The organism is Bacillus sp. JJ1562 (assembly GCF_036962705.1).
Taxonomy (GTDB): domain Bacteria; phylum Bacillota; class Bacilli; order Bacillales; family Bacillaceae_L; genus Ferdinandcohnia.
Window position 1 is genome coordinate 95722 of the sequence record NZ_JBALOQ010000007.1, and the last position, 24728, is coordinate 120449.

A 24728-nucleotide genomic window follows, 5' to 3' on the forward strand; every position below is an offset into this window, starting at 1 on the left:
GCACTCATCTGTTATACCGTCCTTTCATAAGTTCACAAGCCGGTTTTTTTGAATTTTTCCGGTAGCATTCCTAGGAAGTTGATCAATAAATTCTACTTTTTTCGGAATCTTGTATCTTGCTAAAAAATGATTACAATATTCGATTATTTCTTCTTCTGTTAATAAACTCCCCTTCGTTTTTACAACAAAAGCTATTGGAACTTCTCCCCATTTCTGATCAACTACTCCAGCTACAGCCACTTCTTCAACATCTGCTAGTTGCCCTATTACTTGTTCAACTTCTAATGGATAAATATTTTCTCCACCAGAAATAATCATTTCTTTTTTCCTACCGACAATATACAAAAATCCCTCTTCATCAACCCTTGCTAAGTCTCCGGTATATAACCAGCCATCACGAAGGGCTTCAGCTGTTGCTTCCGGTTTGTTCCAATATTCCTTCATCACATTCGGTCCACGAACAATAAGTTCCCCTACATCGCCTTCTTTTACGATGAACCCTTTCGAATCTATTAATTTATACTCACAAAACATAGCAGGCTTTCCAATCGAACCTTTTTTTCGTTCGGCATCCACTTTCAAAAGCATAAAGAGGGTAGGTGATGTTTCGGTCATCCCAAAGCCCTGTCCAAATATTAATCCCTTATCAAAAAAAGCCTGAATAAGTTCGTGTGGACATGGAGCACCGCCATTGTAGAACCAGCGAACAGATTTCAAATTTGTCTTATCAAACGAAGGGCTATGTAAGATCGCCTGATGGATCGTAGGAACACCCATTATGATTGTCACTTGGTGCTGTTCAATCATCAATAGGGCCCTCTCGGAATCAAATTTCCCCTCAGGAAGAATGATGGTTCCGCCAGCATACAAGGTTGGAAATGCAAATAAACCAATTCCACCAATATGAAAAAGCGGTAGTAATACAAGTGACCGGTCATTTGAAGTAATATCAATTGCAAGCGAATTATTGATTGCATTCCAAAACATATTACTCTGAGTTAAAACCGCCCCCTTTGGCTTTCCAGTTGTTCCTGAAGTATAACAAATTAAATAGGGAGCGCTTTCATTTATTTCAACTGAAACCTTCTCATTTCCACCTTTTAGATGTCTTATTGTGTCAATAGATATTATTTCTTTAAGGCTAGTTTCCTGTTGCAATGAAATAGATGTTTGTTGAAAGATATCTTCTGTAAATAATAGCTCTGTCCCACTATCATGTAATTGATAGACAAGCTCATTCACTGTTAAACGAATATTTAGTGGGACCGCGATACATTCCAGCTTTGCGATTGCAAATAGTAATACAATATATTCATATCTATTTTGAGACAAAATCGCGATACGATCTCCAGTTTTAATACCTAACTCAAATTTTAAGTAAGAAGATAACTTGTTTACATCTTGATTCAGCGTTTTATAAGTGATTTGTTCCTTTTCTGTGATAATGGCAATACGCTTCGGATGTAATTCAGCTCTTTTTTCAATCCAATAAGCAATGCCCTTCATAATGCACTCTCCTTTCTATTCTTTTTTTAGCCCTTCAAAAATAAGTGTCATTGCTGCCTCAAAAGCCTCTTCAGGTACATCCTGCTGTTCCCAATACACCCATCTCATGCCAAGAAATTGACCAATTGACATTAAGCAATAGGCAACCGTCTCTTGATCAATCTCTTTAAACTCTCCTACACCAATTCCAGCAGACAAACTTTTTAAAAATCCATTTGCAAGTTTATCGTAATACCATCGGTAAAGTTCCTTATCTACAACCACAGCTTGTTGAACGATACTATATAAATTTCTGCGATTTTTGACCCAATTAAAGAAGGCCTTGAATCCTTTCCGTTGTGCATCTTCGAAGTTATTAGCTTTACCCATTTCTTCTTTAATGGCTAAACGAAGCTCTCGGCTATATTGCTGAATTAGTTCATCAAAAATATCTTTTTTTGAAGGAAAATAATTATAAAAGGTTCCCTGTGCTACCTTTGCTTCCTGAGAAATATTCACAATTGAAGTTTCATAGAATCCTTTTTGTCCAAATACCTCCTCTGCTGCTCGAAGAAGTTTCTCTCTTGTCTCTAAACCTTTAGGGGTCAATACTTTATCATCTGCGCTAATTATTTCTGACACCTGAATCACCTCTCAACTTTTATTATATCTATATTTACTAATTTTTCAATAAATTTTTAAAAATAAAAAAATAAACCATTATCCAAGTTGGTAATGGTTTATCATATAAGTCTTATTAGGCTAATTTTGATGCTGAAGAATCATATCATACATTTGTTTTGTCGGCTGCATTGGGTCGACCCCTAGTTCGTCTTCCAATGCTGATACACATTTTTTGTACCATTTGATAGCTTGAGGTCGGTTATTTTTATGGTAGTAGCAGAACATCAATAAACGATATGCTTCTTCCCATGTTCGGTCCTTAGCTAAAATTTGTTCACACCAATAAATTGCTTCATCGAACTTTTCGGTTTGCACAAAGCATTGTGCAATCCGTTCAGCACCACGTAAAAATAATACTTGAAGTCGTTCCCTTTCACTTAAACACCAATCTTCATATCTACGGTTTGGTAAATAATCCCCCTCGTAAAACTCCAATGCTCGTCTTAAGCATTTAATAATTTGCTCGGTATCCTTCTCATGCAAGCCAGCGTGGACCCATTCTTCAAACTCAATAATATCAAGCTGGTAGCCTGCTTGTTGATTAAGACCGTAGGATGAACCAATTCGCCCTATAAAAAAAGGTGTAGATCTTGCCACTCGGTTTGGCTCTAATGCATTATTCAATGCATTTAATGCCACTTTAAAATCTCTTGCTGCGGCCGCCTCATCATGATCCGGCCATAGGATAGAAAATATTTCTTCCCTAGCAATCGTAGTATTCCGCATTGTAACAAAAAGCTCAAGCAATTCCTTTGCCTTTCCTCGCTGCCAATCGGATTCCTCCACCTCTTGGCTACCTAGCCATACTCGGAATCTACCTAATGTTTGAATCCTTAATGTGTAGCCTGGATGGGACGTAATATTGGAATAGCCCAAATTATTTAAGAGTTGATTTACGTATGGAAGATGGATTCCTTCCTTTTGCGCATTGAGTAACAAAGGAACGACATTATATAAATCTAATGGACCGAAAGTAGTCCGTTTCGTCAGGATAAAATCATAGCCCCCAACCTGCAATTTTTTAAGAAAACTAGTAATGACTTCGTTAAATGCATCCTTGTCTTTCTGGTGAAAATGGAGAAAAGCTAGCCATAGCTGCGTTAAGACCATTCCGTATTGATCACCGCAATTTCCAAACAAGGCTTCACATCTTTTTAAATATATGTTCGCATCCTCCCATTTTTCATTATGAACAGACGAAATACCCATACAAAGTAAAATGAGTGCAGATAGCCATGCATCTTTTACCTTTTCTGTTTCCTCCAAGGCTTTATTGCCAAATTCAATGGCACGTTCATATATTCCTCTATTCCCATATAGAATACATAAACCCATTAATGGCTCTGCTTTTCCCCTTGCAACATTTATTTCATCCATGATTTCAAGCGCCGTTTGATAGCATTGTGTTGCAAGTGAAGCGTCATATTTATCAAGTAATTGCACCGCATGTCCCATGCGCATCCAGCCACACGCTTCAACAAATGGTGCCTGAAATTGAACTCCCTGTTTGATTCCTGATTCTGCGAGTTCTTTAGCTGCTTGCCCATTACCCATTAAGGATTCAATGAACGATAACAACAAATCCGTTTCACGGTGGGATTGCTGTAAATGTACCGTTTTTTGGTCCTTTTCAACGACTTTCTTTTGAGACAGAATTTTTTTCGCTTCTACTAGCTTTCCAGTCCGCAAATATAATCTTGATTCTAAGTTTCCATCTAAAAGTGGTATATTTAACTCTCGTCCTTTTTCATACCACTTTTTCGCTTTATTCGCATGGCCTGCATTGGCTAGATTTTCAGCCATTAATTGATATACCCTACTTTTATCTACGCTCGAGGAAACTTCATTTTCTTCAAGTGCTTCAATCGCCTGTAATAAATATCGCTCCGCTTTCCCAGGTTGGATTGTATCAAGATAAATTTTCGCTTGTCCTTCATAAGCCTTACTTAACCCTTCTAGATCTCTTGCAGAATTAGCAAAGTGAATGGTTTTAATGTAACAGTCCTCAGCTTCCTTATAGGAACAACGGTATCTTAATGCTTCTCCCTTATAAAGCCACAGTAGGTAATAATGGTTCATAAGTGATTCAGGAATTTTTTCAATCCGATCAAGAAGACCTTCAAGCTGCCCATTTTGGATCATTTTTTCGCCATAATGGTGGAGGATTTCTGCTATTCTTTCGAAATCCCCTGTTGCCTCAAGATGATAGATTGCTTGATTAAAGTCTCCTATTCTTTGATAAAATCGTGCGGTTTGAATATGAAGATTATTAAAATGCCGTTCATTTGTTGAAAATAGACGCTGTTCCAAAAACTCCTTAAATAGTGCATGGTAGCGATATTGTCCTTCTCCAATTGAAAGTAAAAAGAGATTATGGTCGGAAAGCTCCTTTAACATTTCACCTGAGCTTCTGATTCCTAAAACTTCATCACATACTTTTCCGTTTAATTCATCAAAAATACAAGTATTCTCAAGAAATTGTTGAACCATTGGCGGTTGCTTCATAAACACTTCCATTGCCAGGAAGCGAAACAATTCATCAAGTGATTTCGATTTATTATTGAGAATTGCCTCCAACCCTCCATCAGAGGAAAGCTGCCCTCGAATCATTCCAATCGCAATGATCCATCCTTCTGTTAAAGAATAAATTTTCTCAATATCTTGATCTGCCATATCTCCTTCATAAAAATCACTTAAGAGAACTTCAACTTCATCAAACGAAAACATGAGGTCGCGCTGTTTAAGCTCGAGGAGTTCTCCCTTCACGGTCATCGAAGTTAGAAAATCCCAGCTTGGTTTTATCCGACTTGAGATGACGAGATTTAAATTCATTGGAAGATGTTGTATCAACCATGACATCCAATGGTCTATTGAGGAAGAGTGCTGAATTATATGATAGTCATCGATGACAAGCATGACATCCTGATTAAGTACAGTGATCTCATTGATAAACAGTGAGCAAAGCGTTCTTATTTCTTCATCCCGTACATACCGTTCAATATTTTCAACATAAAGAAGGAGTTCCGTTCCGAAACCTTGGTAATTTTTTCGAATCGCATAGACCACATATGTTAGAAAAGGAATAATGTCGTCATCATTCGTCCCCACACTATACCAGCATGACGTATTTTTTTGATCATGAATAAAGGATGCAAGCGCAGTTGTTTTTCCGTAACCGGCTCCAGAATGCAAGATGGTTAGGGGATATCGTGAAATCGTTTTCATTTTTTTCATTAAAGACGGTCTTCGTAAAATGATGTCCTTTAAATTGGGTGGAGTTATTTTTGTTTGTAGAACTTGTATCTTAGTCCCCATTCCACAACCTCCCTTCTATCAAATGCGCCTTGTGCTAATTTGCACCAAAGTTAATTCATAATTTTGGTACTATTTTATCATATCCAAGCCAAAAAAGAACTCGAATTTCGACTGAGTTCTTTGACAATGTTATTTATGAAATCAATTTTCATTAATTTAATAATTCCAATTTGTCGAAAGGCCAGTATTTTATGTTTACCTTTCCAACAACCTGCTCCATACTAACAAACCCGAAATGGCGGCTATCCCAGCTGTCTAAGCGATTATCACCTATAACGAAAATATGATTTTCCGGAACGGTTGATTCCCCTGCTACTTCTTCAAGGGTGAAGTCGCCTGTTAATTGACCTACAAATATTTCTTTTTTAAATTTATCTAGGAATGGTTCAGAAATACTCTTCCCATTGACATAAAGCACATCATCCCGATATTCAATTGTGTCTCCAGGCAAACCGATGACTCGTTTTACAAAATCCTCTTCTTTATTTTTATGAAATACAACGATATCAAAGCGATCAAGCTCCCCTATTTTCATCCCAATCTTGTTGACCATTAAAAGGTTACCATCCTCAAGGGTTGGCATCATTGATTCGCCTTCAACTATGTAGTTCGTAAAAAAAAAGGTTCGCAAAAATACAACGATGACGAGACTGATTCCTAAAGATTTAATAAAAGAAAAATTGCGTTTATTCTTAGCTGGGGTTTCCTCCATTCCAACTCCACCCTTCGTTTTATCGTATTAGGCCTCATCCTCCTTAAGGAGCTTTGGCTTTACCTTCAACCATGTTTCCACTCTTTTTCCGACAATCCAAAGCACAAATATGATGATAGCCACAATAATGGTTCGGACTGGTTGTTGGAAAAGAGCTCGTATATCATAGCCTATGAAACTAATGGTGAATATCATTACTAATTTTCCACTTAAAACGGCTAAAACAAATTGAGGTGTACTTACCCTTGATAACCCGGCTACTAAATTTATCGCAGCAGACGGGGTGAAAGGAAAGCATAATAGGAGAAATAAAGGTCCAAATCCATGCCTTTCAACCCAGTTGATTAGACTCTTTACCTTTTGATGTCGACTGACAAATGAAAAGAATCGTTTTTGACCGTACCTACGAACCAGAAAGAAGACAAGCAAAGAACCACCAATGGCTCCTATCCATGAATATAAAAATCCAAGCCAAAGTCCAAATGCATTCGCATTGGCAACAACAAATGCCACCAGTGGCAGAAACGGTAGAAACGCTTCTAGCATGGGAAGAACAATTCCAGGCAATGGACCAAATGACCGGTATTCCCTTAATAGTTCATCAATATTTTTTAATGTAATAAGTTCTTTGATCGTTTCAATATCCATAGGTCTCTCCTTGCAAAAAATCAAATCCAGCATAGCGGATACGTTAATTTTGTCTTACTTCATATTGTACACCCATTTGGGCATTCCTACCAAAAAATTCACTTAAAAAAATAAAAATGCAAGCGCCTTGAAGGGAACATCGACTAACTACTGCCACGTCCTGTGGCAAACGTCGATGTCAGCACTTCCTCGAAAATGCTTTGCATTTTCTTCGTGCGATGATTATGCTCCCGAAGCCTTTCTTGTCCTGTGCAGGTCCGACAAGCAAGAAAAGCTGGCTAGAAGGATGCCTTTTATCCTTCTTGACAGTTATTGGCTAGACCAGAGAGGGGCTAGGCGCTGGAGCTGGACTTGGATACACTCATTAAGAATAATCCACAAAGTTAAATTTTATCATTTCCTAGTACACAAAAAGACACTAGCGAAAACTAGTGCCTTTTCTTTCTTATCCTAAATATTCTACAAACCAGTCTTTAATATGGTTGAGGCGTGATAATCTTAATTTTGGATTTCCGCTTCTTGATAATTCATGGTTGCTACCTGGAAAACGAACAAATTTTGTTGGTTTCTTTTGATGCTTCAATGCCACGTAGAACTGTTCAGCCTGTTCGATTGGACAACGGAAATCGCGCTCCCCATGGATAATTAATAATGGTGTTTCCACATTTCCCACATATTTTAGTGGGGAATGATCCCATAACTTTTCAGCATCTTCAAGTAGATTGCCTTTTAGCTCCCATTCAGTAAAGAAGTATCCAATATCACTTACCCCATAAAAGCTAAGCCAGTTTGAGATTGAACGTTGAGTAACCGCAGCTTTAAATTTATTTGTGTGACCAACAATCCAGTTTGTCATGAAACCACCATAGCTACCACCGGTTACACCAAGTTTTGTTTCATCTACAAAATCAAAGTGTTCGACTGCATAGTCAGTTGCTGCCATAACATCTAAATAGTCCTTTCCTCCATAGTCACCTCGAACAGCATCAACAAATTGCTGCCCATAGCCATGACTACCACGAGGATTCGTGAAGACTACAACAAAACCCTTACCTGTTAATACCTGGAACTCATGGAAATATGTATTTGCATACATTGCATGAGGACCTCCATGAACTTCAACAATGGTCGGATATTTTTTACCCTCTTCATAACCAAATGGCTTCATGACCCAACCATTAATTTCCCAGCCATCTGGGGCATTGAATGTAAAAGGCTCTGCGTTTGAGAGTTCAATCTCCTGTAAAAAGGAATCATTCACATTTGTAAGTCGATTCAATTCACCAGTACTTAAATCCAAGTAATAAAGATCGCCAGGCTCAGTTGGTTTACTGATTCCTACCACTGCCTTATGATTATGTACCGTTAATGCAAAAACATGTTGATTTTCAAATAAAGATGGATATACTTCACCTTCAATGGATCCATAATAAACTCCCGTATTGCCATGGTTAGATAATAGGAAATAGAAACTTCTACTATCATCATTCCATATAACACCAGTATTTGAACCGCCTAATTGGAAGTCTGCAGCAACACAATCTCCAACATATGCATCGAGCTCACTTGTTAAACAAGTAAATTCTGAGCTATCAACTGTGTAAAGCCAGATTTTCGGCAAAGTTGCACCTGCGAATTCTTGTTCTTGTCCAATGCATGCAATGTATTTGCCATCTGGGGACCAAGATGGTAAGCCAAAGTTACCAGTGCTGCCCGTAATCTTATGATAGCTTTTATCTTTTACTGACATCACATATACATCAGAGATTAAATTATAATCTGAATCCTCACTAATATCACCAACGAATGTAATTTTCGTTCCATCTGGTGACCAACCGCCTGCTGCATAATCATATTCTCCTGATGTTAGCTGCTCTACTTCACCAGAAACAATGTCAAGTACAGCAAGATGTTGATTCTTATTATCTAAAAAGCCTGAAGCATCGGATTTATAACGAATTCGCTCGACAACCATTGGCTCAAGCTTCTTTTCTTCCTCATCCTTTTTCTTCTTTTCTTTATCTGTGATACTTTCATCAGGAGCTAAAGAAGTTGTAAATAAAATTTTTGAACCATCTGGTGACCAAATTGGATTTCTAGCACCATTCACACAATATGTAATTTGCTTTGGCTCACCACCGTTTGCATTCATAACATGAATTTGCTGTTTTCCTGAACGATTTGATACAAACGCAACTGATTCACCATCAGGAGACCAACGCGGTGTCCCATCTCGAACATCCCCAAAGGTCCACTGTGTGACCTTCCCATCTACGGTTCCTACATATAAATGTGAGTTATACTCATGCTTTTCCTTATTAATTTCTGTCTCCACGAACATAAAATTGCGCCCATCTGGAGAAAATTGTGGGTCATTGACTGTTTTTAATTCATATAAATCCTCGGCAACGATTCCTCTGCGCTTTTTCTCTGTCATCCTTCTCCCGTCCTTTTTTACAGAATTGTCAAAGTAGTTTAGTACTTCTTTTTCCATTATGCACTACAAATTTAATTATTTCGACACCAGAAATAATTTCTCCTTCACTTTTCTTGATTATTTTTAAAAAATGCCGTATCATATATACAAACGTACGTTCTTGAAAGAGGGATAATCATGACAAGAATACCTGAGGATGACCGTGATATTTTTGAAAAAGCCATCTTTTTACCAATGGTTCTTACCATCCTTAATCGTGATCTTTCAGCAATAGAAACGGCTGGCTTTAAGTTAAAAAAGCCCTATCTCCATTTGCTTGAACATACAATGAAGAAAGTACAAAAAGACCTCTACACAATCAAACAACAAATGAAAAAGAAAAATATGAAGGTATGGGAAAAACAGAGAGATGAGGCATTTACTCTATTTTCATTCATGTATCGAGGCTATGAAGAGGAGCATAACTACTTTAACCCACGGATTCGAAATGAAGTTCAACTGCTACTTGAATCTTATTTTATCGAGAAAAATGTCAGTGAGTAATATTCGACAATTAAAGGTAAGGGCAAATTTTTTAATGTTCCATATTTATTTTTTGGTTCAGTTCTATTTGGGTAAGCTTTCGTTGTTTTGAGGATTTAACACAAAATTAATGCGTTTATTTGGTTTATCCATTCGGTTTGTAACAATTGTCCGCAGCTGTGCAGTTCTATGGAGTTGGTTCTGGAAGGAGCCCTTCGAGATTTGCAGTTGAATTTCTTGCTTGTTTGTAAAAATAACTCTTGTTTTCTCATGTAGACTATACTCGCAATCTGACACATAATTATGTGAAAGCCATGCACAGTCCTGTTTCGTTGGAGAAGCAGTCGGAAATAGAAAAATCTTATTAGAGGCTTCTACAATTATCGGAGCCTTATGGGTCACCCCCATGATTTCACGCGTTCCTTCTTGCCTGCCTTTAAGTGAGCTTCCAAAATAACGGCAGCTTCGGTCGACAATCTCAGTAGGTTTCATGGCTACTACATATTCACCTTCTACTTCGAGCACTCTTGAACAGGTATTGCTTCCTACTTCAATCGGAAGTACCGCCATTGTGTCAGGATTAATCTCATATTCTACTAAATAATTTCTATTCTTTACTTCCATTCATTCATCCCCTTTCGAATTAATTCAATTTTTAAACTAATGAAAGCAGTTTCATAATACCATTTATAGGTATTTATAACTATACCATTCACAAAATGTTCACAAAAAAAAGTGGAATTCTTTTTAAAATGCTCTTTTAAAAGAGAATTTTTAAAGGAATTCCACTACGCTTTTTGCTTGCCTAGCTCCAGGCGTCTCCGACTCTTTTGTTTAGATAATCGCTTTGCGAAGGTTGAGTTCGTCTTATGCTTTTCGTCGATATGCAGACGTGCTTAGCGATTTTCTCATGAATTCTCATTAATTTGACCAAGTTCCTTTTGAGCAAGATATGCATTTGCTTGTTCTAATGTAGTATGCTCGTCAATCGAATTACCTGCATAGACAGATTCTGAAAGAAAAGGATTATTTGTATCAAGTGCATTTGACATCCCGAAAACCGGATTTAATGGCGTATTCATTGGGATATCGTGATTTGAATGTTCATCTGGATTTCTCATTTTTTTCCACCTCCATTACTATCATGCATGTAAAAGATAAATATCATACAAGTGTTTCAAGTATTCCAATTATATTTTTAAAAAATCTAAAAATTCAGTTGATTTTGCGTACCCACCTAAATATACTATTAAAAAGGGTTTAGGGGTGAGCTTTCATGAAAAAAAGAAAAACGTACTCTGAAATCATGAAATCACGGGATACGAAAACATTTAAAACATCAAAAGAATCAGTATTAGATATATATATTCAAATGATTATTGATGAGAGCCTATTCAAACGAAAAAAAGAACTTCTGGAAACAAAGGTTAATGAAGCGATTGATACCAGAAATGAAGGTTTGTTTATGGAAGCATCGGCAGAATACCGCAAACTGTTTAGCAAAACGATACAATAAATGAAACCCGGTAACGTAAAAAAAAACTGACTAACAATAGTTAGCCAGTTTTTTCATGAGCTATTTTTAATTCGTAAATTGCGCTTCTTCTGTAGAACCTTTTAAAGCAGTTGTTGAAGATGTTCCGCCTGTAATTACCTGAGCCACTTCATCAAAGTAGCCTGTTCCTACTTCGCGTTGATGGCGAGTTGCTGTGTAGCCATATTTTTCACTTGCAAATTCAGCCTGCTGAAGCTCTGAATATGCTCCCATTCCTCTTTCCTTATAGCCTCTAGCCAATTCAAACATGCTGTGGTTTAATGCATGGAATCCAGCTAATGTAACAAATTGGAATTTGTAACCCATCTTTCCGATTTCCTTTTGGAAGTTTTCAATTGTATCTTCATCAAGCTTCTTTTTCCAATTAAAAGATGGAGAGCAATTATAGGCTAATAGCTTACCAGGAAACCTCGCATGAATGGCATCTGCAAATCGTTTTGCCTGTTCTAAGTCTGGCTCAGATGTTTCACACCAAATTAAATCCGCATATGGTGCATATGCTAAACCGCGTGCTATTGCTTGATCGAGTCCCGCTTTTGTGCGGAAGAAGCCTTCAGGTGTTCGTTCCCCTGTAATAAATTCCTGATCAACAGGGTCGATATCACTTGTAATAAGGTCTGCTGCATCAGCATCTGTTCTTGCCACTAAAATCGTCGGAACCCCCATCACGTCAGCCGCAAGTCGTGCAGAAATTAAATTACGTACTGCTGTTTGCGTTGGTAATAATACTTTTCCACCTAAATGGCCGCATTTCTTTTCAGAGGAAAGCTGGTCTTCAAAATGTACACCAGCAGCTCCTGCTTCGATCATGCCCTTCATTAGCTCAAAGACATTCAACTGGCCGCCGAATCCTGCCTCCGCATCTGCCACTATTGGAGCAAACCAGTCCGTATCACCCTCCCCTTCCATATGCTGAATTTGATCAGCACGTTGTAAAGCCTGATTAATACGCTTTACAACACTTGGAACACTGTTTGCTGGGTATAAGCTTTGGTCCGGATACATATGCCCAGAAAGGTTAGCATCTGCAGCAACCTGCCAGCCACTTAAATAGATTGCCTTAAGACCTGCTTTTACCTGCTGAACAGCCTGATTACCGGTTAATGCACCTAGTGCATGAATATAATCCTCAGTCTGAAGATGATTCCATAGTTTTTCAGACCCTATACGTGCCAAAGTATGCTCAATATCGATTGAACCACGTAAACGAATGACATCCTCAGCATTGTATAGTCTTTCTATTCCTTTCCATCTTGAATCCATTTCCCAGCTTTCTTGTAATTTTTGAATTCTTTCATTTGTCATTTTGAATTCCTCCCAATTATTTTATAATCTTTTAATCTATAAAATTTCATATCCAGGTATAGTCAAAAATTCTACGAACTCATCATTTGTCACTAATTCCTCGAATAGGCTTGTTGCTTCTGCAAAGCGACCCGCTTCAAACACTTCTATACCAATTTCTTGTTTAATTTTCTCAAGTTCTTCTTCTTTTAGTTGTTGAACAAGCTCTAGAGTAACCTTTCTTCCATCCTCTAAAACTCCTTTTGGATGACGTATCCACTGCCAAAGTTGAGCTCTAGAGATTTCAGCTGTCGCCGCATCCTCCATGAGGTTATGAATTGGCGCGGCACCATATCCACGAAGCCATGATTCAATATATTGAATTCCAACATTGATATTCGTACGTACACCTTGCTCTGTTATGCTACCTTTAGGAACAGCGATAAGAATCTCTGCAGTAACCTGAACATCTTCACGTTTGTAATCAATTTGGTTAGGTCCTAGCATGACTGTATTAAAGACCTGTCTAGCAACTGGTACAAGTCCTGGGTGTGCCACCCATGTACCATCATGACCATTATTTGCTTCACGTTCCTTATCAGCACGCACTTTGTTAAAGGCTTCTTCATTTGCTTGAGGATTGTTTTTTACTGGAATCTGAGCAGCCATTCCACCTATCGCATGACACTCGCGCTTATGACAAGTCTTAATGACATGCTGTGAATATGCACTCATAAAAGGTGCTGTCATCGTAACCACAGAACGGTCTGGTAATATCACATTTTCTACATTTCGAAATCTCTTAATATAGCTAAAAATATAATCCCATCTACCACAATTTAATCCTGCAGAGTGTTCTTTTAGTTCAAATAAAATTTCATCCACTTCAAAGGTTGCAAGAATCGTTTCAATTAGAACCGTTGCTTTAATGGTTCCTTGGGGAATTTTTAACTCCTTTTGCGAAAAGATAAATACATCATTCCACAGTCTCGCTTCAAGATGGCTTTCCATCTTTGGTAGATAAAAATAAGGCCCGCTTCCATTCTCAATTAACGCACTCGCATTATGATAAAAATAAAGTCCAAAATCTAATAAACTCGCTGATATTCTCTTTCCATCAAGTTCAATATGCTTCTCTTCTAAATGCCAGCCGCGCGGACGAACAACAAGTGTAGCAATTTCATCGTTTAACAGATATTTCTTTCCGTTTGGATTTTCAAATGTAATCGTCTTTCTTACAGCATCCCGTAAATTAACCTGCCCCTCGATCACGTTGTTCCAAGTTGGAGCATTGGCATCCTCAAAATCAGCCATAAATACTTTAGCTCCTGAATTCAAGGCATTAATGATCATTTTTCGGTCAACAGGCCCAGTAATTTCAACTCGACGATCCTGTAGGTCTTTCGGAATTGGTGCTACGGTCCAATCTCCATTTCGAATATGCTCTGTTTCGGATAAAAATGTTGGCATAATCCCATTGTCGATTTCCCGCTGTCTTTGCTTTCTTTTTTCTAATAGTCTTTTTCTTCTTGCTCCGAAGTTCCGCTCTAGTTTTTCAATGAAGTTTAATGCCTGAGGTGTCAAAATTTCTTCATACTGCTCATTCATTTTTCCCGTGATATGAATTACTGAGGTTTGTGTCGTCATTTTGTCCTTAACACACCTTCCTTACATTGTTATAATACAGATTTTTAATACTAAAAGTATTATATAACAGACTTTTTAAAAATGGAAGATTTTTCTGTAAATTTTTATATAACAATTTTTATAAAGTGTTTCCTGTACTATAACAACGCGATCATAAAGAAAACCTTGCCTACAGAATTGTTCTGTAAACAAGGCATTTTTTTATTTCTCGCCTTTTTCATATTCGTTCATATACGTAATTCTTTCAAGCATTGTTGGGTGACCATATCTAAAAATCTTTACTAGGAATGGTGGGTTCACTTGGCTTAGGCCAGCTTTTGATAATTTTTGAAAGGAAGTGACTGCTGATTGATTGTCCTCTGTCATTTCAAGTGCGTATAAGTCAGCATCCTTTTCCTGGTGTCTTGAAACAGCGTTTGAAACTGGATCAGAGACAAAGCTTAATAAGGAGATTAACAATAAAAACACTGGCAATACCGCAATATCTTTGACACTTGAGATTTTGAACACATGGCCCCATTTTCGAACCATAAAGGTCATCAGTTTACTAATAATAAATAGTCCCACTAACGTTAAAAGTAAATATCCGGCAATTCCAATATAAATATGCTTCATCACGTAATGCCCCATCTCATGAGCCATAATGAATAAAATTTCATTTTCATTTAGACGCTGAAGTGTCGTATCCCAAAGCACAATCCGAGAATTGGAGCCAATTCCTGTTACATATGCATTTAGTGAATTTGTCTTTTCCGACATATTCACTTCAAATACATGATCTGCTGGGATATCTGCACGATCAGCCAACTCAAGAATTTTCGTTTCTAATTCTTTATTCGTTAATGGGAAAAAATCGTTATAGAGTGGGTCAATAATGACTGGCTGTACAAACATAAGAAACATCGAAAATGGAATGGACAGAAGCCATGCATGAAACCACCATCTTTTTTCATTTCTTCGAATCAACCAGAACAAGACACCCACAATCACAATCATTAACGCATAATTCACCCAAAAATCAATCAGGAGATCCTTCATCCAACTTTGCGTGGATTGAACGGTTATATTATATTTTTTAGAAAGATTATAGCTTATCCAAGAAAGTGGAAAAGATAAAACCTCAACTAGCAAGGATAGCCAAAATAGATAAATCGCCGTTTGTAGGATCGATAATTTTGCTGATACTTTTGACCAATCACGGAATTTTGCAGATATGCCGATTACAAGGACTAGAATATAAATGAGCCATTCAAATGGTGTAGACAGGAAAAACAATAGATTCCTTATCTGTGAATACTCTTCACTTAATAGCAGTTCACGCTCATTCATAAATGTCTGTGGATCTGCCGGACTTCCTTTTAACTGGGCAGGGATGTCCGTATTTGCTCCAAAAAATAAATACAATGCTATAAATAGGCCAAAGACGAGATAAATTCCAAGTGACCAACCGATTACTTTTTTCACTAAGCTGTCCCCCTTTATATGTACAACCCCTCTTAGTAGTATTTTAGTTTAAAGTGAGGCCAGTTAGAACAATCTTTTAATATAATCCATTTTAGACAATATAAGCCTTGAAAAAACCCATTGATTTCTATTTAATTATTAGTTATCATGAATAAAATATATCTGAAATTCTATGATGAAGAGAGTAATCCTGATTTAGACCAATAGCGAGTTGGGGATGGTGGAAGCCCAATGGTGAAATCAAGATGAACCGCACTTCTGAGAAGCTCACCTGAAAATGTTATAGTGGTTCAAAAAGGAGGATGAAAAGGACCAAGAATTTCGAGGCGGTGCAGCTTTGAGTACCGGAGCGTATGCAGTTAATACGTGAGGAACGGAAAAGCAAGCCAACGAAGAAATTCGATGTGTCATTTTCACCGGACTTTTTTGAACTTCCTCTAGTAGGGTGTGCCGGGGGAACCCGTTACTTATTAAGTTTGGTTCATCATGAACAAATTGAGTGGTACCGCGGGTAAATCTCGTCTCTTTTTTTAGAGACGGGATTTTTTTATTTTAGATAGGAGGTTTTGAAAATGAATGTCAAACAAGTGTATGCGGATGAAATATCGAAACACCTTCAGGAGGTTTTAACATACGACGAAGTTTTAAAGCTTATTGAAAAACCAAAATTCCAGGAACAAGGTGATCTCGCTTTCCCAAGCTTTACAATCGCGAAGCAATTTAGAAAAGCACCAGCGGTTATCGCACTGGAAATCGCAGCATCGATACAGGGACCGCTTTTTGAAAAAATTATTGCAGATGGCCCATATGTAAACTGTTTTCTAAACAGACAGGAAGTGAGCAAACACATCCTTCAAACAATTCTTACTGAAGGAACGAAATATGGAAGCCATGACTTTGGTGAAGGTGGAATAATTACCATCGATTTTTCCTCACCAAATATCGCGAAGCCTTTTTCAATGGGACATTTGCGCTCAACTGTGATCGGTAATTCCCTTGCCAATATTGTTGAGAAATGCGGCTATCAGCCCATTCGAATCAACCATCTCGGTGACTGGGGCACACAATTTGGAAAACTAATTGTGGCATATAAGCTTTGGGGTAATGAGAAGACGGTTAAGGCAAACCCAATTACCGAACTGCTCCAGCTTTATGTACGCTTTCACTCGGAAGCTGAGACGAAGCCTGAACTTGAAGATGATGCAAGAATGTGGTTCAAAAAGCTCGAGGATGGAGACGAGGAAGCATTATCTCTTTGGCGCTGGTTTAGAGAGGAATCGTTAACGGAATTTTCACGGATTTATTCCTTACTTGATGTTGATTTTGATTCAATAAATGGTGAAGCATTTTACAATGACAAAATGGCTGCGACTGTCGACATGCTTAATAATCTAAATCTATTATCCGAATCAGAGGGTGCAGAGGTCGTTGAGTTATCTGAAGAAAACCTCCCTCCTTGCTTGATTAAGAAATCCGACGGAGCTACTCTTTATGCAACACGTGATGTAACGGCAGCCATTTATCGCCAGGAAAATTACCATTTCAAAAAGGCATTCTATGTGGTTGGTCATGAACAAAGCCTACATTTTAAACAAATCTTCCTTGTCCTAGAAAAAATGGGGTTTGGGTGGGCTAAGAATATGGTCCATGTTCCATTCGGCTTCATCCTAAAGGACGGTAAGAAAATGTCGACTCGGAAAGGAAAGATCGTTCTTTTAGAAGAGGTTATTGAAGAAGCAATCGAGCTTGCGAAGCAAAACATTGAAATCAAAAATCCAAACCTAGAAAACAAAGAAGATATTGCGAAAATGGTCGGTGTTGGAGCAATCATTTTTCATGATTTAAAAAATGAACGACTCAACAATATCGAATTCTCACTGGAGGAAATGCTAAAATTTGAAGGGACTACTGGTCCATATGTTCAGTATACTCATGCGAGAGCTTGCTCTATCTTAAGAAAAGCAGCAGTTTCAGATGCACCAACAAAAGGACTTTCCGATACTCATAGCTGGTCAGTTGTTAAGCTTCTCATGGAATTCCCAACCATCATTCAAAGAAGTATGGAATTGTATGAGCCATCTGTTATTGCCAAATATATCATTGAGCTCGCCCAAGAATTCAATAAATACTATAGTCATGTAAAGGTTCTACATGAAGATGAAGAAATGAATGACCGAATCGCATTGGTCCGTTCCGTTACCATTGTTCTGAATGAAGGACTCCGGTTACTTGGTGTAAAAGCTCCTGAGGAAATGTAGAAAGCCTAGGATTTGGTCCTAGGCTTTTATTCTGGATGATACTGATATTTAATAAGATCAATTGAACGATTGACCACTTCTATTCCTTCATCCTCAAGAAAGATGATTTGGGCTGCGTGAGTTTCTTCATCACTGATTGCGATTTCACCCTTAGAGTTAATCACTCGAAACCAAGGGAGATTATACTTTTTACTCATTGAATGGAGAACTCGCACAACCTGTCTTGCACCTCGAGGGCTTCCTGCAAGCTTCGCAATTTGCCCATAAGTCATCACCTTTCCAGGTGGTATTTGCTTTATTATTTGAATAACATTTTCGGTAAATGGTTTCATATTGATTGTTGTTCCTTACATTGATTTTTGTAATTATTGTCTTATATTCCGGGTGGCTTTTCAATGGTTTCGTATGAATTCTTTTTGGAAATTGGGTCTATCGGTTTTATTTGAGGTCTATCATTTTAAATTCGGTTCTATCGATTTTATTTTGATTCTATCGATTTTAATCCGTTTCTATCGATTTTATTTTGATTCTATCAATTTTAGCAAAATTCACCTATACAAAAAGACGCCTCCGAAGAGACGCTATCATAAAATCTATTTCCCTTTAAAATTCGGTTTTCGTTTTTCATTAAATGCAGCAAGTGCTTCGACCCTGTCCTCTGTTGGAATGATCACTTCATATGCTTTACGTTCAATTTTAAAGCCCGTATGTAAGTCTGTATTCATCCCCTGCTTAATTGCAAATTTCGCTTGCTGTATGGCAAGTGGACCATTTTTCAGCATATCATTCGCTAGCTTCATAGAAGCTTCCATTAATTCTTCACGAGGCACAACACTTGAGACAATTCCGTATTCTTTCGCTTCGACAGCACTTATTCGTTTGGCCGTTAAAATAAGCTCCATTGCTTTTGTTTCACCAATTAGACGTGGAAGTCGTTGGGTTCCCCCAGCTCCTGGAATAATAGCTAGACTCGTTTCCGTTAGTCCCATCTGAGTATCTTCAACTGAAATTCGGAAGTCACAGGCTAAAGCAAGCTCCATACCGCCACCAAATGCATAGCCATTTATCGCGGCAATTGTTGGCTGTGGAAGATCGCCGATATTCGCAAAAGCTTCACCTATTTTATAAACATTTCTTCTAACCTGCTCTTCATTTAATGTTTTTCGTTCCTTTAAATCAGCACCTACACTGAAGGCTTTTTCACCGGATGCAGTAATGATAACGACCCGAACTTCCGCATTTGTTCGGATGTGATCAACAACCTCATCAAGTTCTTTGAGCATCTTATAATTAAAACAGTTCAGTGCCTCTGGGCGATTTAATGTGACAGTTGCTACATGGTTTTCAACTCGGTATAAAACTGTAGTCATGGATCCACCTCTTCAAAAGTTTTAATATCGCTTACATCCTATTTCGCTTTTATCTGAAAAATTCCTTTATTAATTTATAAAAGAACAGGCCAAATCGACCTGCTCTCCCTTCTTATTTCGTCACTAAATCCTTTAAAGAACGACGCAAAATTTTTCCTGTTGTATTTTTAGGAAGTTCATTAATGAATTCTATTTTACTAGGAAGCTTGTACTTCGCTAAATGCTCACGACAAAAAGCAATGAGATCCTCTTCTGTTAAACTCGCGTCTTTCTTCACCACATAACAGTGGACCGCTTCACCTTGATTTAGGTCAGGAACACCGACAACAGCTGCTTCAACTACGTCAGGATGAGTGTATAAGACTTCTTCAACCTCTCTTGGATACACATTGTAACCACCAACAATAATCATATCCTTCTTGCGATCAACGATATAAAAATAGCCTTCTTCATCCATCTTTGCCAAATCACCTGTGTAAAGCCAACCATTACGTATTGTTGCATCACTTTCCTCAGGCATTTTATAATAGCCCTTCATTACATTTGGTCCACGAACAATCAGTTCCCCAACTTGTCCTACTGGAACTTCCTCGCCATTTTCGTCGATAACCATGTTTTCTACATTCACAATGTTTGTCCCAATTGAACCAGGCTTACGAGGACGATCTAACGGATTAAAGCATGTTACAGGTGATGCTTCAGAAAGACCGTACCCTTCAGATACAAGAACATTAAACTTCTGTTCAAATCCTTTTAAAAGGGCGACAGGCATTGCTGCCCCACCTGAAATACATAAGCGTAATGGGCTTAGATCTTCGGGTTTTCCTTCAGGATACTGAAGGAGGAAATTGTACATCGTTGGCACACCCGCAAAAACAGTTGCTGTGTTTTCCTTTGCAATTTCGAAAATTTCCTTTGGGCTAAACTTAGGCACTATCAGCAGCGTTCCACCATTCATTAATGGTGCATTTAACGCGACAGTTAAACAAAAAACATGAAACATCGGCAACGTAGTGATCACTTTATCCTGTTCGGAAATCTTTAGGTATTCCGCAACATCCCTCGCATTACTATACAAGTTCTTATGGGTTAACATTGCGCCTTTTGGTTTTCCAGTTGTACCAGAAGTATACAAAATTACGGCAACATCATCATCTTCCATGGTAGGTCCAACAAATGAAAAATCGCCGGAACCAACTACCTCTGTAAACGATTTCATTTTTGGGTAGATGGAAAGTTCTGAAACATTTACTCCACTATCTGCACCCTGTGGTGTTTCGCATAAAATGAGATGTTCAACCTTAGGAAGGTGTTCATTCATCTTTTCAAAAAGTGGAACAAGTAGGTCTAAGATTATAACTGCCTTTACATCCCCATTATTAACAATATATCCAATTTCATCTGCCGTATAAATTGGATTAATCGGTATTACCGTTGCACCTATACGGAGTGCACCATAAAAGCCAATTACAAAATGTGGTGTATTCCCCAATACTAGAGCAATGTGATCGCCCTTTTTGATTCCTAGCTTTTCTAAACCACTTGCAAACTTTGTTACTGCACCATCTAATTCAGCATATGTACTAGCATTCCCTTGAAAAATATATGCTGGTTTGTCGAAGTATTTCTTTGCTGTTTCCCCTAGACGTGTTGATAAGTTCAATTTTCTCCCTCCTTCAGTCAATTATGAATGAATAATCATTCATTAAGTGACAAAAAATAAAATTCTAAATATATTATATTGAAAGAAAGTTTTTCTATCAATACTGAAATAGCGCTTTTTTAAAAAAGACGGGTAAGAATCTATAACTTCTCACCCATCTGCTGTCTTATATTAATAAATTAAATTAACAAAATCTTCTTTTGTAATTTTACCGAAATAATGCTGAATGTCTATACCTTCTAGTGCATTTTCTAACTCGGCTTTTTCATACTTTGTTCCGTTTAATCGTTTTTCAATTTCCTCAACATCACCGACACCAAAGAAATCGCCATAAATTTTACAGTTTTCAATCGTTCCTTTTTGAACTTCAAGGCGCACATCAATAGATCCGACTGGGAAGCGATGTGTATGCTGGTAATTGAATTTTGGTGATTTTCCGTAGTTCCAATCCCAATTTTGATAACGTTCCTTTGAAATTTGGTGGATTTTTTCCCAATCCTTTTCCGTTAATTTATATTCTGGAATTTCGCCATCTGTGTTAAAAATATAGCGAAGCAGCATTTCTCTAAATTCTTCAATTGTAACTTTTTCAGTAAGGAATTCACTGATATTTGCAACCCTGCTTCTTACAGATTTAATTCCTTTTGACTCAATTTTGTCCTTCTTCACTTTTAGCGCTGAAACAACATGATCAATTTCAGAATCGAACATAAGAGTACCATGACTAAACATTCTTCCTCTTGTTGAAAATTGAGCATTTCCGGAAATTTTTCTTCCTTCAACCTCGATATCGTTTCTCCCACTTAGTTGTGCCTTTACACCAAGCTTGTGGAGTGCTTCGACCACGGGCTCAGTGAATTTTTTATAGTTGTGAAAGCTTTCCCCATCGTCCTTTGTAATAAAGCTAAAATTTAAGTTTCCTAAATCATGATAAACGGCTCCGCCACCCGATAAGCGTCGAACTACTTTAATCCCATTGTCTTCTACAAATTGAGTATTAATTTCCTCAATTGTGTTTTGGTTTTTCCCGATGATAATGGATGGACCATTAATATAGAATAATAAATACGTTTCATTGATATCTAAATTTTTTAGTGCGTACTCTTCTATAGCTAAGTTAATTTGTGGATCATTAATTCCTTTATTATCGATAAATAACATCGTAATTCACTCCCAAGTTAGTCCTGATATTGCTAATTTGATATGGCCATTAAATTGTTCTGATGCTTGTTTGATAAGGTCTTCATGATTGCCGTAATGAGGTAGATGGGTTATCCACAGTTCTTTTACTTCAGATGCAGCTGCAATTTCCCCTACTTCTGTGCTATTCATATGCCCCATATTGGAACCATCTTGGTCTGCATATAGGTTGCATTCACAAATAAACAGGTCTGCATCATTCGTAAACGGAATAAATTCTTCTATATAGCTAGAATCTGCTGAAAATACAACAGTTTGTCCACCAGCTTTAATTTTCATGGCATAGCACACAACTGGATGCTTAGTTTTCATAAATGAAATTGAAAACGGACCAATTTCGATCGTTTCATCAGGATTGTAGGCAATCCCCTTTGTATGTCCTTTGTGCTCCAATCTTGAAAACCCTTCTTGATCCGCTGTATGTCCATAAATTGGAAGTTTCTTTTGTTGATTATGTATCGCATTTGTTACTAGTCTTGCATACTGCATCGGACCAATATCCGCTACATGGTCATGATGGTAATGAGATAAAATAATCGCATCAAGTTCATCAATTTTTATATAGTTTTGAAGCTGTGCTAGTACACCGCTTCCGCAATCAACAAGGAGCTGGAAACCTTCATGTTCAAATAAATACCCTGATGTGGCTTCATTTGCCGCCGGAAAGCCACCCCAAAATCCCACCACTGTTACTTTCATAGGATCACCTTTCTCTTCTTGATTCCATTGCTAAAATAACAATTCTTCAATGGTTTACCCCATCCATTACAACTATAATCGATATGAAAAAAAAATTCACATTTTTGTGTTCTTTGTTACAAAACAGTTATTGACATATTTTCATCTGTTATAGTACACTATAAATAATATAAGAAACGGAGGGGTTAAAATGTTAGTAAAAAGTACAGAATTTTTTAAAAATCTTCCGGCTAAAAAATGTGTTGAGTGTGGGCATGATATCGAGGAGCAGCATGAGTGCTACGGGAACAAATGTGACCACTGTAACGAAATAAAATAAAAAAGGAAGGCCGCGGCCTTCCTTTTTCTAATTACACTAATACGGGTGTATTTATTTTTAAGTATTCAAGAACCTTTTTAACAGCTTCTTCGCCTTGGTCAATACAATCCGGTAACCCGAGACCCTCATAAGAGCTTCCCGCTAAAAAGACACCTGGTAATTGTTCTGCAACATTTTTCTTAACTGATTCTATCCTATCCTTATGACCTACGGTATATTGTGGCATTGCATCTTTCCATCTTGTTACAATTGAAAATTCAGGATGGTCTGTGATGTTCATGGTTTTGTTCAAATCATCAAGCACCACTTTGATAATTTCATCGTCTGATTGATCAACAATGGCTTCGTCTCCTGCTTTTCCAACATAGCAACGGAGCAGCACTTTACCTTTAGGTGTGGTGTGTGGCCACTTTTTATGAGTCCAAGTAACAGCAGTAATAATATAATCATTATTTCGCGATACGACAAAGCCAGTACCATCAATATCGTTATTAATCGCTTCTTCAGGGAAAGCCATTGCAACAGTTGCAACTGATGTTGAAGGCATTTCCTTAAAGGAATCGAAAAAGGAATATTGATTAAAAATAGATTGCGTAACATGATGAGGTGTCGCAAGGACTACACTATCAGCCGTAATTTCTTCTCCATTATTTAGCTTAATGAGATAATGGTGGTTATGTTTTTCAATACCCTCGACTTTAATTCCTTTAAATACTGAACCTGGCTCTAGTTTTGCTTCGATTGTATCAATAAATGATTGCAATCCAGTGTTAACAGTTAAGAATTGTCCTTTTGGTTCCGATTTCGTTTCCCCGTTAGGCTTTGGCTTTGGTGGTGTTGTTTGTTTCATCCCTAAGATTAAGCTCCGGTATTTTTGCTCAACTTGATAAAATTGAGGGAAAGTTGACATTAAGCTTAATCGATCAATATCCCCTGCATAAATTCCTGAAAGTAATGGCTCTATAAGGTTTTCAACGACCTCATCACCCAGTCTTCTTCTGAAAAATTGACCAAGTGACTGATCACCCTCACCAGGTGTACGTGGCAATACAAAATCCATTGCTGCCCTTAGTTTACCAACCGGAGTAAATAATCCCGTTGTGATGAAGGGACCGATTTGAGTAGGGATCCCCATTATAGATCCACCTGGCATTGGATGGAGCTTGCCATTTACAAGAACATAAGATTTACCAGCAGTATTGTTGACCAATTTATCCCCTAGACCAACCTCATTGACAAGTCGTGAAGCACTTTTTTTCCTTGCTAAAAAGGAATCTGGGCCTCTTTCGATAACAAAGCCATCGCGCTCAACTGTCTGCACTTTTCCGCCTAATCGATGGCTCGCTTCCAATAGCGTACATTTTATATCTAAGCCCTTCTCCTTGGCCTCTTTCTGGAGATAATAAGCTACCGTTAAACCAGTAATCCCACCACCTATTACTACTACCTTTTGATTACTCACTTAA

General features: G+C 37.8%; 21 protein-coding genes and 1 other annotated feature. Of the genes, 4 read left to right on the top strand and 17 right to left on the bottom strand.

Features of this window, described 5'->3' with window-relative positions; all coding sequences use genetic code 11:
* Positions 1 to 24: 24 nt before the first annotated feature.
* From V7097_RS05280 to V7097_RS05305, 6 genes are all read right to left on the bottom strand, one after another.
* A complete protein-coding gene (locus V7097_RS05280) occupies positions 25 to 1506 on the bottom strand; it encodes an o-succinylbenzoate--CoA ligase (protein ID WP_335702555.1) in 1482 nt (493 codons plus the stop codon).
* A 15-nt stretch (positions 1507 to 1521) separates the two neighbouring features.
* Positions 1522 to 2127 (bottom strand): TetR/AcrR family transcriptional regulator, encoded by a 606-nt coding sequence (locus tag V7097_RS05285; protein WP_335702556.1) that lies wholly within the window; start codon positions 2125 to 2127, stop codon positions 1522 to 1524.
* A 120-nt stretch (positions 2128 to 2247) separates the two neighbouring features.
* A complete protein-coding gene (locus tag V7097_RS05290) occupies positions 2248 to 5484 on the bottom strand; it encodes a BTAD domain-containing putative transcriptional regulator (protein ID WP_335702557.1) in 3237 nt (1078 codons plus the stop codon).
* A 151-nt stretch (positions 5485 to 5635) separates the two neighbouring features.
* Entirely contained in the window at positions 5636 to 6196 is a 561-nt protein-coding gene (gene lepB / locus V7097_RS05295; protein WP_335702558.1) for a signal peptidase I, read from the bottom strand.
* Between the two features lie 27 nt (positions 6197 to 6223).
* Positions 6224 to 6844: a TVP38/TMEM64 family protein gene (locus tag V7097_RS05300; RefSeq protein WP_335702559.1), complete on the bottom strand. Its 621-nt coding sequence runs from the start codon at positions 6842 to 6844 to the stop codon at positions 6224 to 6226.
* A 445-nt stretch (positions 6845 to 7289) separates the two neighbouring features.
* Entirely contained in the window at positions 7290 to 9281 is a 1992-nt protein-coding gene (locus V7097_RS05305) for a S9 family peptidase (protein WP_335702560.1), read from the bottom strand.
* Positions 9282 to 9458: 177 nt separating this feature from the next.
* Between V7097_RS05305 and V7097_RS05310 the strand changes: the two genes are divergently transcribed.
* Positions 9459 to 9824: a hypothetical protein gene (locus tag V7097_RS05310; RefSeq protein ID WP_335702561.1), complete on the top strand. Its 366-nt coding sequence runs from the start codon at positions 9459 to 9461 to the stop codon at positions 9822 to 9824.
* Positions 9825 to 9887: 63 nt separating this feature from the next.
* On the opposite strand, the gene V7097_RS05315 is transcribed toward V7097_RS05310, so the two are convergent.
* Together V7097_RS05315 and V7097_RS05320 are read right to left on the bottom strand one after the other, a co-directional pair.
* The gene (locus tag V7097_RS05315) at positions 9888 to 10427 is read right to left on the bottom strand and encodes a competence protein ComK (RefSeq protein WP_335702562.1); all 540 of its coding nucleotides are present in this window, start codon (positions 10425 to 10427) and stop codon (positions 9888 to 9890) included.
* A gap of 284 nt (positions 10428 to 10711) precedes the next feature.
* A complete protein-coding gene (locus tag V7097_RS05320) occupies positions 10712 to 10924 on the bottom strand; it encodes a hypothetical protein (protein ID WP_335702563.1) in 213 nt (70 codons plus the stop codon).
* 155 nt (positions 10925 to 11079) lie between these two features.
* On the opposite strand from V7097_RS05320, the gene V7097_RS05325 reads away from it, so the two are divergent.
* The gene (locus V7097_RS05325) at positions 11080 to 11319 is read left to right on the top strand and encodes an IDEAL domain-containing protein (protein WP_335702564.1); all 240 of its coding nucleotides are present in this window, start codon (positions 11080 to 11082) and stop codon (positions 11317 to 11319) included.
* Positions 11320 to 11385: 66 nt separating this feature from the next.
* Here V7097_RS05325 and aceA read toward each other — a convergent pair whose 3' ends face one another.
* The 3 genes from aceA to V7097_RS05340 all read right to left on the bottom strand — a co-directional run bounded on the left by aceA (position 11386) and on the right by V7097_RS05340 (position 15753).
* A complete protein-coding gene (gene aceA, locus V7097_RS05330; protein WP_335702565.1) occupies positions 11386 to 12663 on the bottom strand; it encodes an isocitrate lyase in 1278 nt (425 codons plus the stop codon).
* A 36-nt stretch (positions 12664 to 12699) separates the two neighbouring features.
* A complete protein-coding gene (gene aceB / locus V7097_RS05335; protein WP_335702566.1) occupies positions 12700 to 14289 on the bottom strand; it encodes a malate synthase A in 1590 nt (529 codons plus the stop codon).
* Positions 14290 to 14490: 201 nt separating this feature from the next.
* Positions 14491 to 15753 (bottom strand): M48 family metallopeptidase, encoded by a 1263-nt coding sequence (locus tag V7097_RS05340; protein ID WP_335702567.1) that lies wholly within the window; start codon positions 15751 to 15753, stop codon positions 14491 to 14493.
* Positions 15754 to 15916: 163 nt separating this feature from the next.
* Positions 15917 to 16282, top strand: a binding site (T-box leader).
* Between the two features lie 43 nt (positions 16283 to 16325).
* On the opposite strand from V7097_RS05340, the gene argS reads away from it, so the two are divergent.
* On the top strand, positions 16326 to 18011 hold the full coding sequence (gene argS / locus V7097_RS05345; protein WP_335702568.1) for an arginine--tRNA ligase: 1686 nt from the start codon (positions 16326 to 16328) through the stop codon (positions 18009 to 18011).
* Between the two features lie 26 nt (positions 18012 to 18037).
* Here argS and V7097_RS05350 read toward each other — a convergent pair whose 3' ends face one another.
* The 5 genes from V7097_RS05350 to V7097_RS05370 form a co-directional block, all read right to left on the bottom strand.
* On the bottom strand, positions 18038 to 18343 hold the full coding sequence (locus V7097_RS05350) for an MGMT family protein (RefSeq protein ID WP_335702569.1): 306 nt from the start codon (positions 18341 to 18343) through the stop codon (positions 18038 to 18040).
* Positions 18344 to 18604: 261 nt separating this feature from the next.
* Positions 18605 to 19381: an enoyl-CoA hydratase gene (locus tag V7097_RS05355; protein WP_335702570.1), complete on the bottom strand. Its 777-nt coding sequence runs from the start codon at positions 19379 to 19381 to the stop codon at positions 18605 to 18607.
* Positions 19382 to 19493: 112 nt separating this feature from the next.
* A complete protein-coding gene (locus V7097_RS05360) occupies positions 19494 to 21044 on the bottom strand; it encodes a fatty acid--CoA ligase family protein (protein ID WP_335702571.1) in 1551 nt (516 codons plus the stop codon).
* A gap of 171 nt (positions 21045 to 21215) precedes the next feature.
* Complete coding sequence (locus V7097_RS05365; RefSeq protein ID WP_335702572.1) at positions 21216 to 22205, bottom strand: lipoate--protein ligase; 990 nt, start codon at positions 22203 to 22205, stop codon at positions 21216 to 21218.
* A gap of 6 nt (positions 22206 to 22211) precedes the next feature.
* The gene (locus V7097_RS05370; RefSeq protein ID WP_335702573.1) at positions 22212 to 22943 is read right to left on the bottom strand and encodes an MBL fold metallo-hydrolase; all 732 of its coding nucleotides are present in this window, start codon (positions 22941 to 22943) and stop codon (positions 22212 to 22214) included.
* 190 nt (positions 22944 to 23133) lie between these two features.
* Here V7097_RS05370 and yhfH point away from each other — a divergent pair, with 190 nt between their 5' ends.
* Positions 23134 to 23262 carry a protein YhfH gene (gene yhfH / locus V7097_RS05375; protein ID WP_229138450.1) on the top strand — a complete coding sequence of 43 codons (129 nt, stop codon included), beginning with the start codon at positions 23134 to 23136 and terminating at the stop codon, positions 23260 to 23262.
* A gap of 31 nt (positions 23263 to 23293) precedes the next feature.
* Here the strand turns inward: yhfH and hemY are convergent, their stop codons facing one another.
* The gene (hemY, locus tag V7097_RS05380; protein ID WP_335702574.1) at positions 23294 to 24724 is read right to left on the bottom strand and encodes a protoporphyrinogen oxidase; all 1431 of its coding nucleotides are present in this window, start codon (positions 24722 to 24724) and stop codon (positions 23294 to 23296) included.
* Positions 24725 to 24728: the final 4 nt, after the last annotated feature.

Excerpts from the sequence above, each read along its gene's own strand:
- V7097_RS05280 (WP_335702555.1), bottom strand. The coding sequence starts at position 1,506 with ATGAAGGGCATTGCTTATTGGATTGAAAAAAGAGCTGAATTACATCCG.
- V7097_RS05290 (WP_335702557.1), bottom strand. The coding sequence starts at position 5,484 with ATGGGGACTAAGATACAAGTTCTACAAACAAAAATAACTCCACCCAAT.
- lepB (WP_335702558.1), bottom strand. The coding sequence starts at position 6,196 with ATGGAGGAAACCCCAGCTAAGAATAAACGCAATTTTTCTTTTATTAAA.
- V7097_RS05300 (WP_335702559.1), bottom strand. The coding sequence starts at position 6,844 with ATGGATATTGAAACGATCAAAGAACTTATTACATTAAAAAATATTGAT.
- V7097_RS05305 (WP_335702560.1), bottom strand. The coding sequence starts at position 9,281 with ATGACAGAGAAAAAGCGCAGAGGAATCGTTGCCGAGGATTTATATGAA.
- V7097_RS05310 (WP_335702561.1), top strand. The coding sequence starts at position 9,459 with ATGACAAGAATACCTGAGGATGACCGTGATATTTTTGAAAAAGCCATC.
- V7097_RS05315 (WP_335702562.1), bottom strand. The coding sequence starts at position 10,427 with ATGGAAGTAAAGAATAGAAATTATTTAGTAGAATATGAGATTAATCCT.
- V7097_RS05320 (WP_335702563.1), bottom strand. The coding sequence starts at position 10,924 with ATGAGAAATCCAGATGAACATTCAAATCACGATATCCCAATGAATACG.
- V7097_RS05325 (WP_335702564.1), top strand. The coding sequence starts at position 11,080 with ATGAAAAAAAGAAAAACGTACTCTGAAATCATGAAATCACGGGATACG.
- aceA (WP_335702565.1), bottom strand. The coding sequence starts at position 12,663 with ATGACAAATGAAAGAATTCAAAAATTACAAGAAAGCTGGGAAATGGAT.
- aceB (WP_335702566.1), bottom strand. The coding sequence starts at position 14,289 with ATGACGACACAAACCTCAGTAATTCATATCACGGGAAAAATGAATGAG.
- argS (WP_335702568.1), top strand. The coding sequence starts at position 16,326 with ATGAATGTCAAACAAGTGTATGCGGATGAAATATCGAAACACCTTCAG.
- V7097_RS05350 (WP_335702569.1), bottom strand. The coding sequence starts at position 18,343 with ATGAAACCATTTACCGAAAATGTTATTCAAATAATAAAGCAAATACCA.
- V7097_RS05355 (WP_335702570.1), bottom strand. The coding sequence starts at position 19,381 with ATGACTACAGTTTTATACCGAGTTGAAAACCATGTAGCAACTGTCACA.
- V7097_RS05365 (WP_335702572.1), bottom strand. The coding sequence starts at position 22,205 with ATGTTATTTATCGATAATAAAGGAATTAATGATCCACAAATTAACTTA.
- V7097_RS05370 (WP_335702573.1), bottom strand. The coding sequence starts at position 22,943 with ATGAAAGTAACAGTGGTGGGATTTTGGGGTGGCTTTCCGGCGGCAAAT.
- yhfH (WP_229138450.1), top strand. The coding sequence starts at position 23,134 with ATGTTAGTAAAAAGTACAGAATTTTTTAAAAATCTTCCGGCTAAAAAA.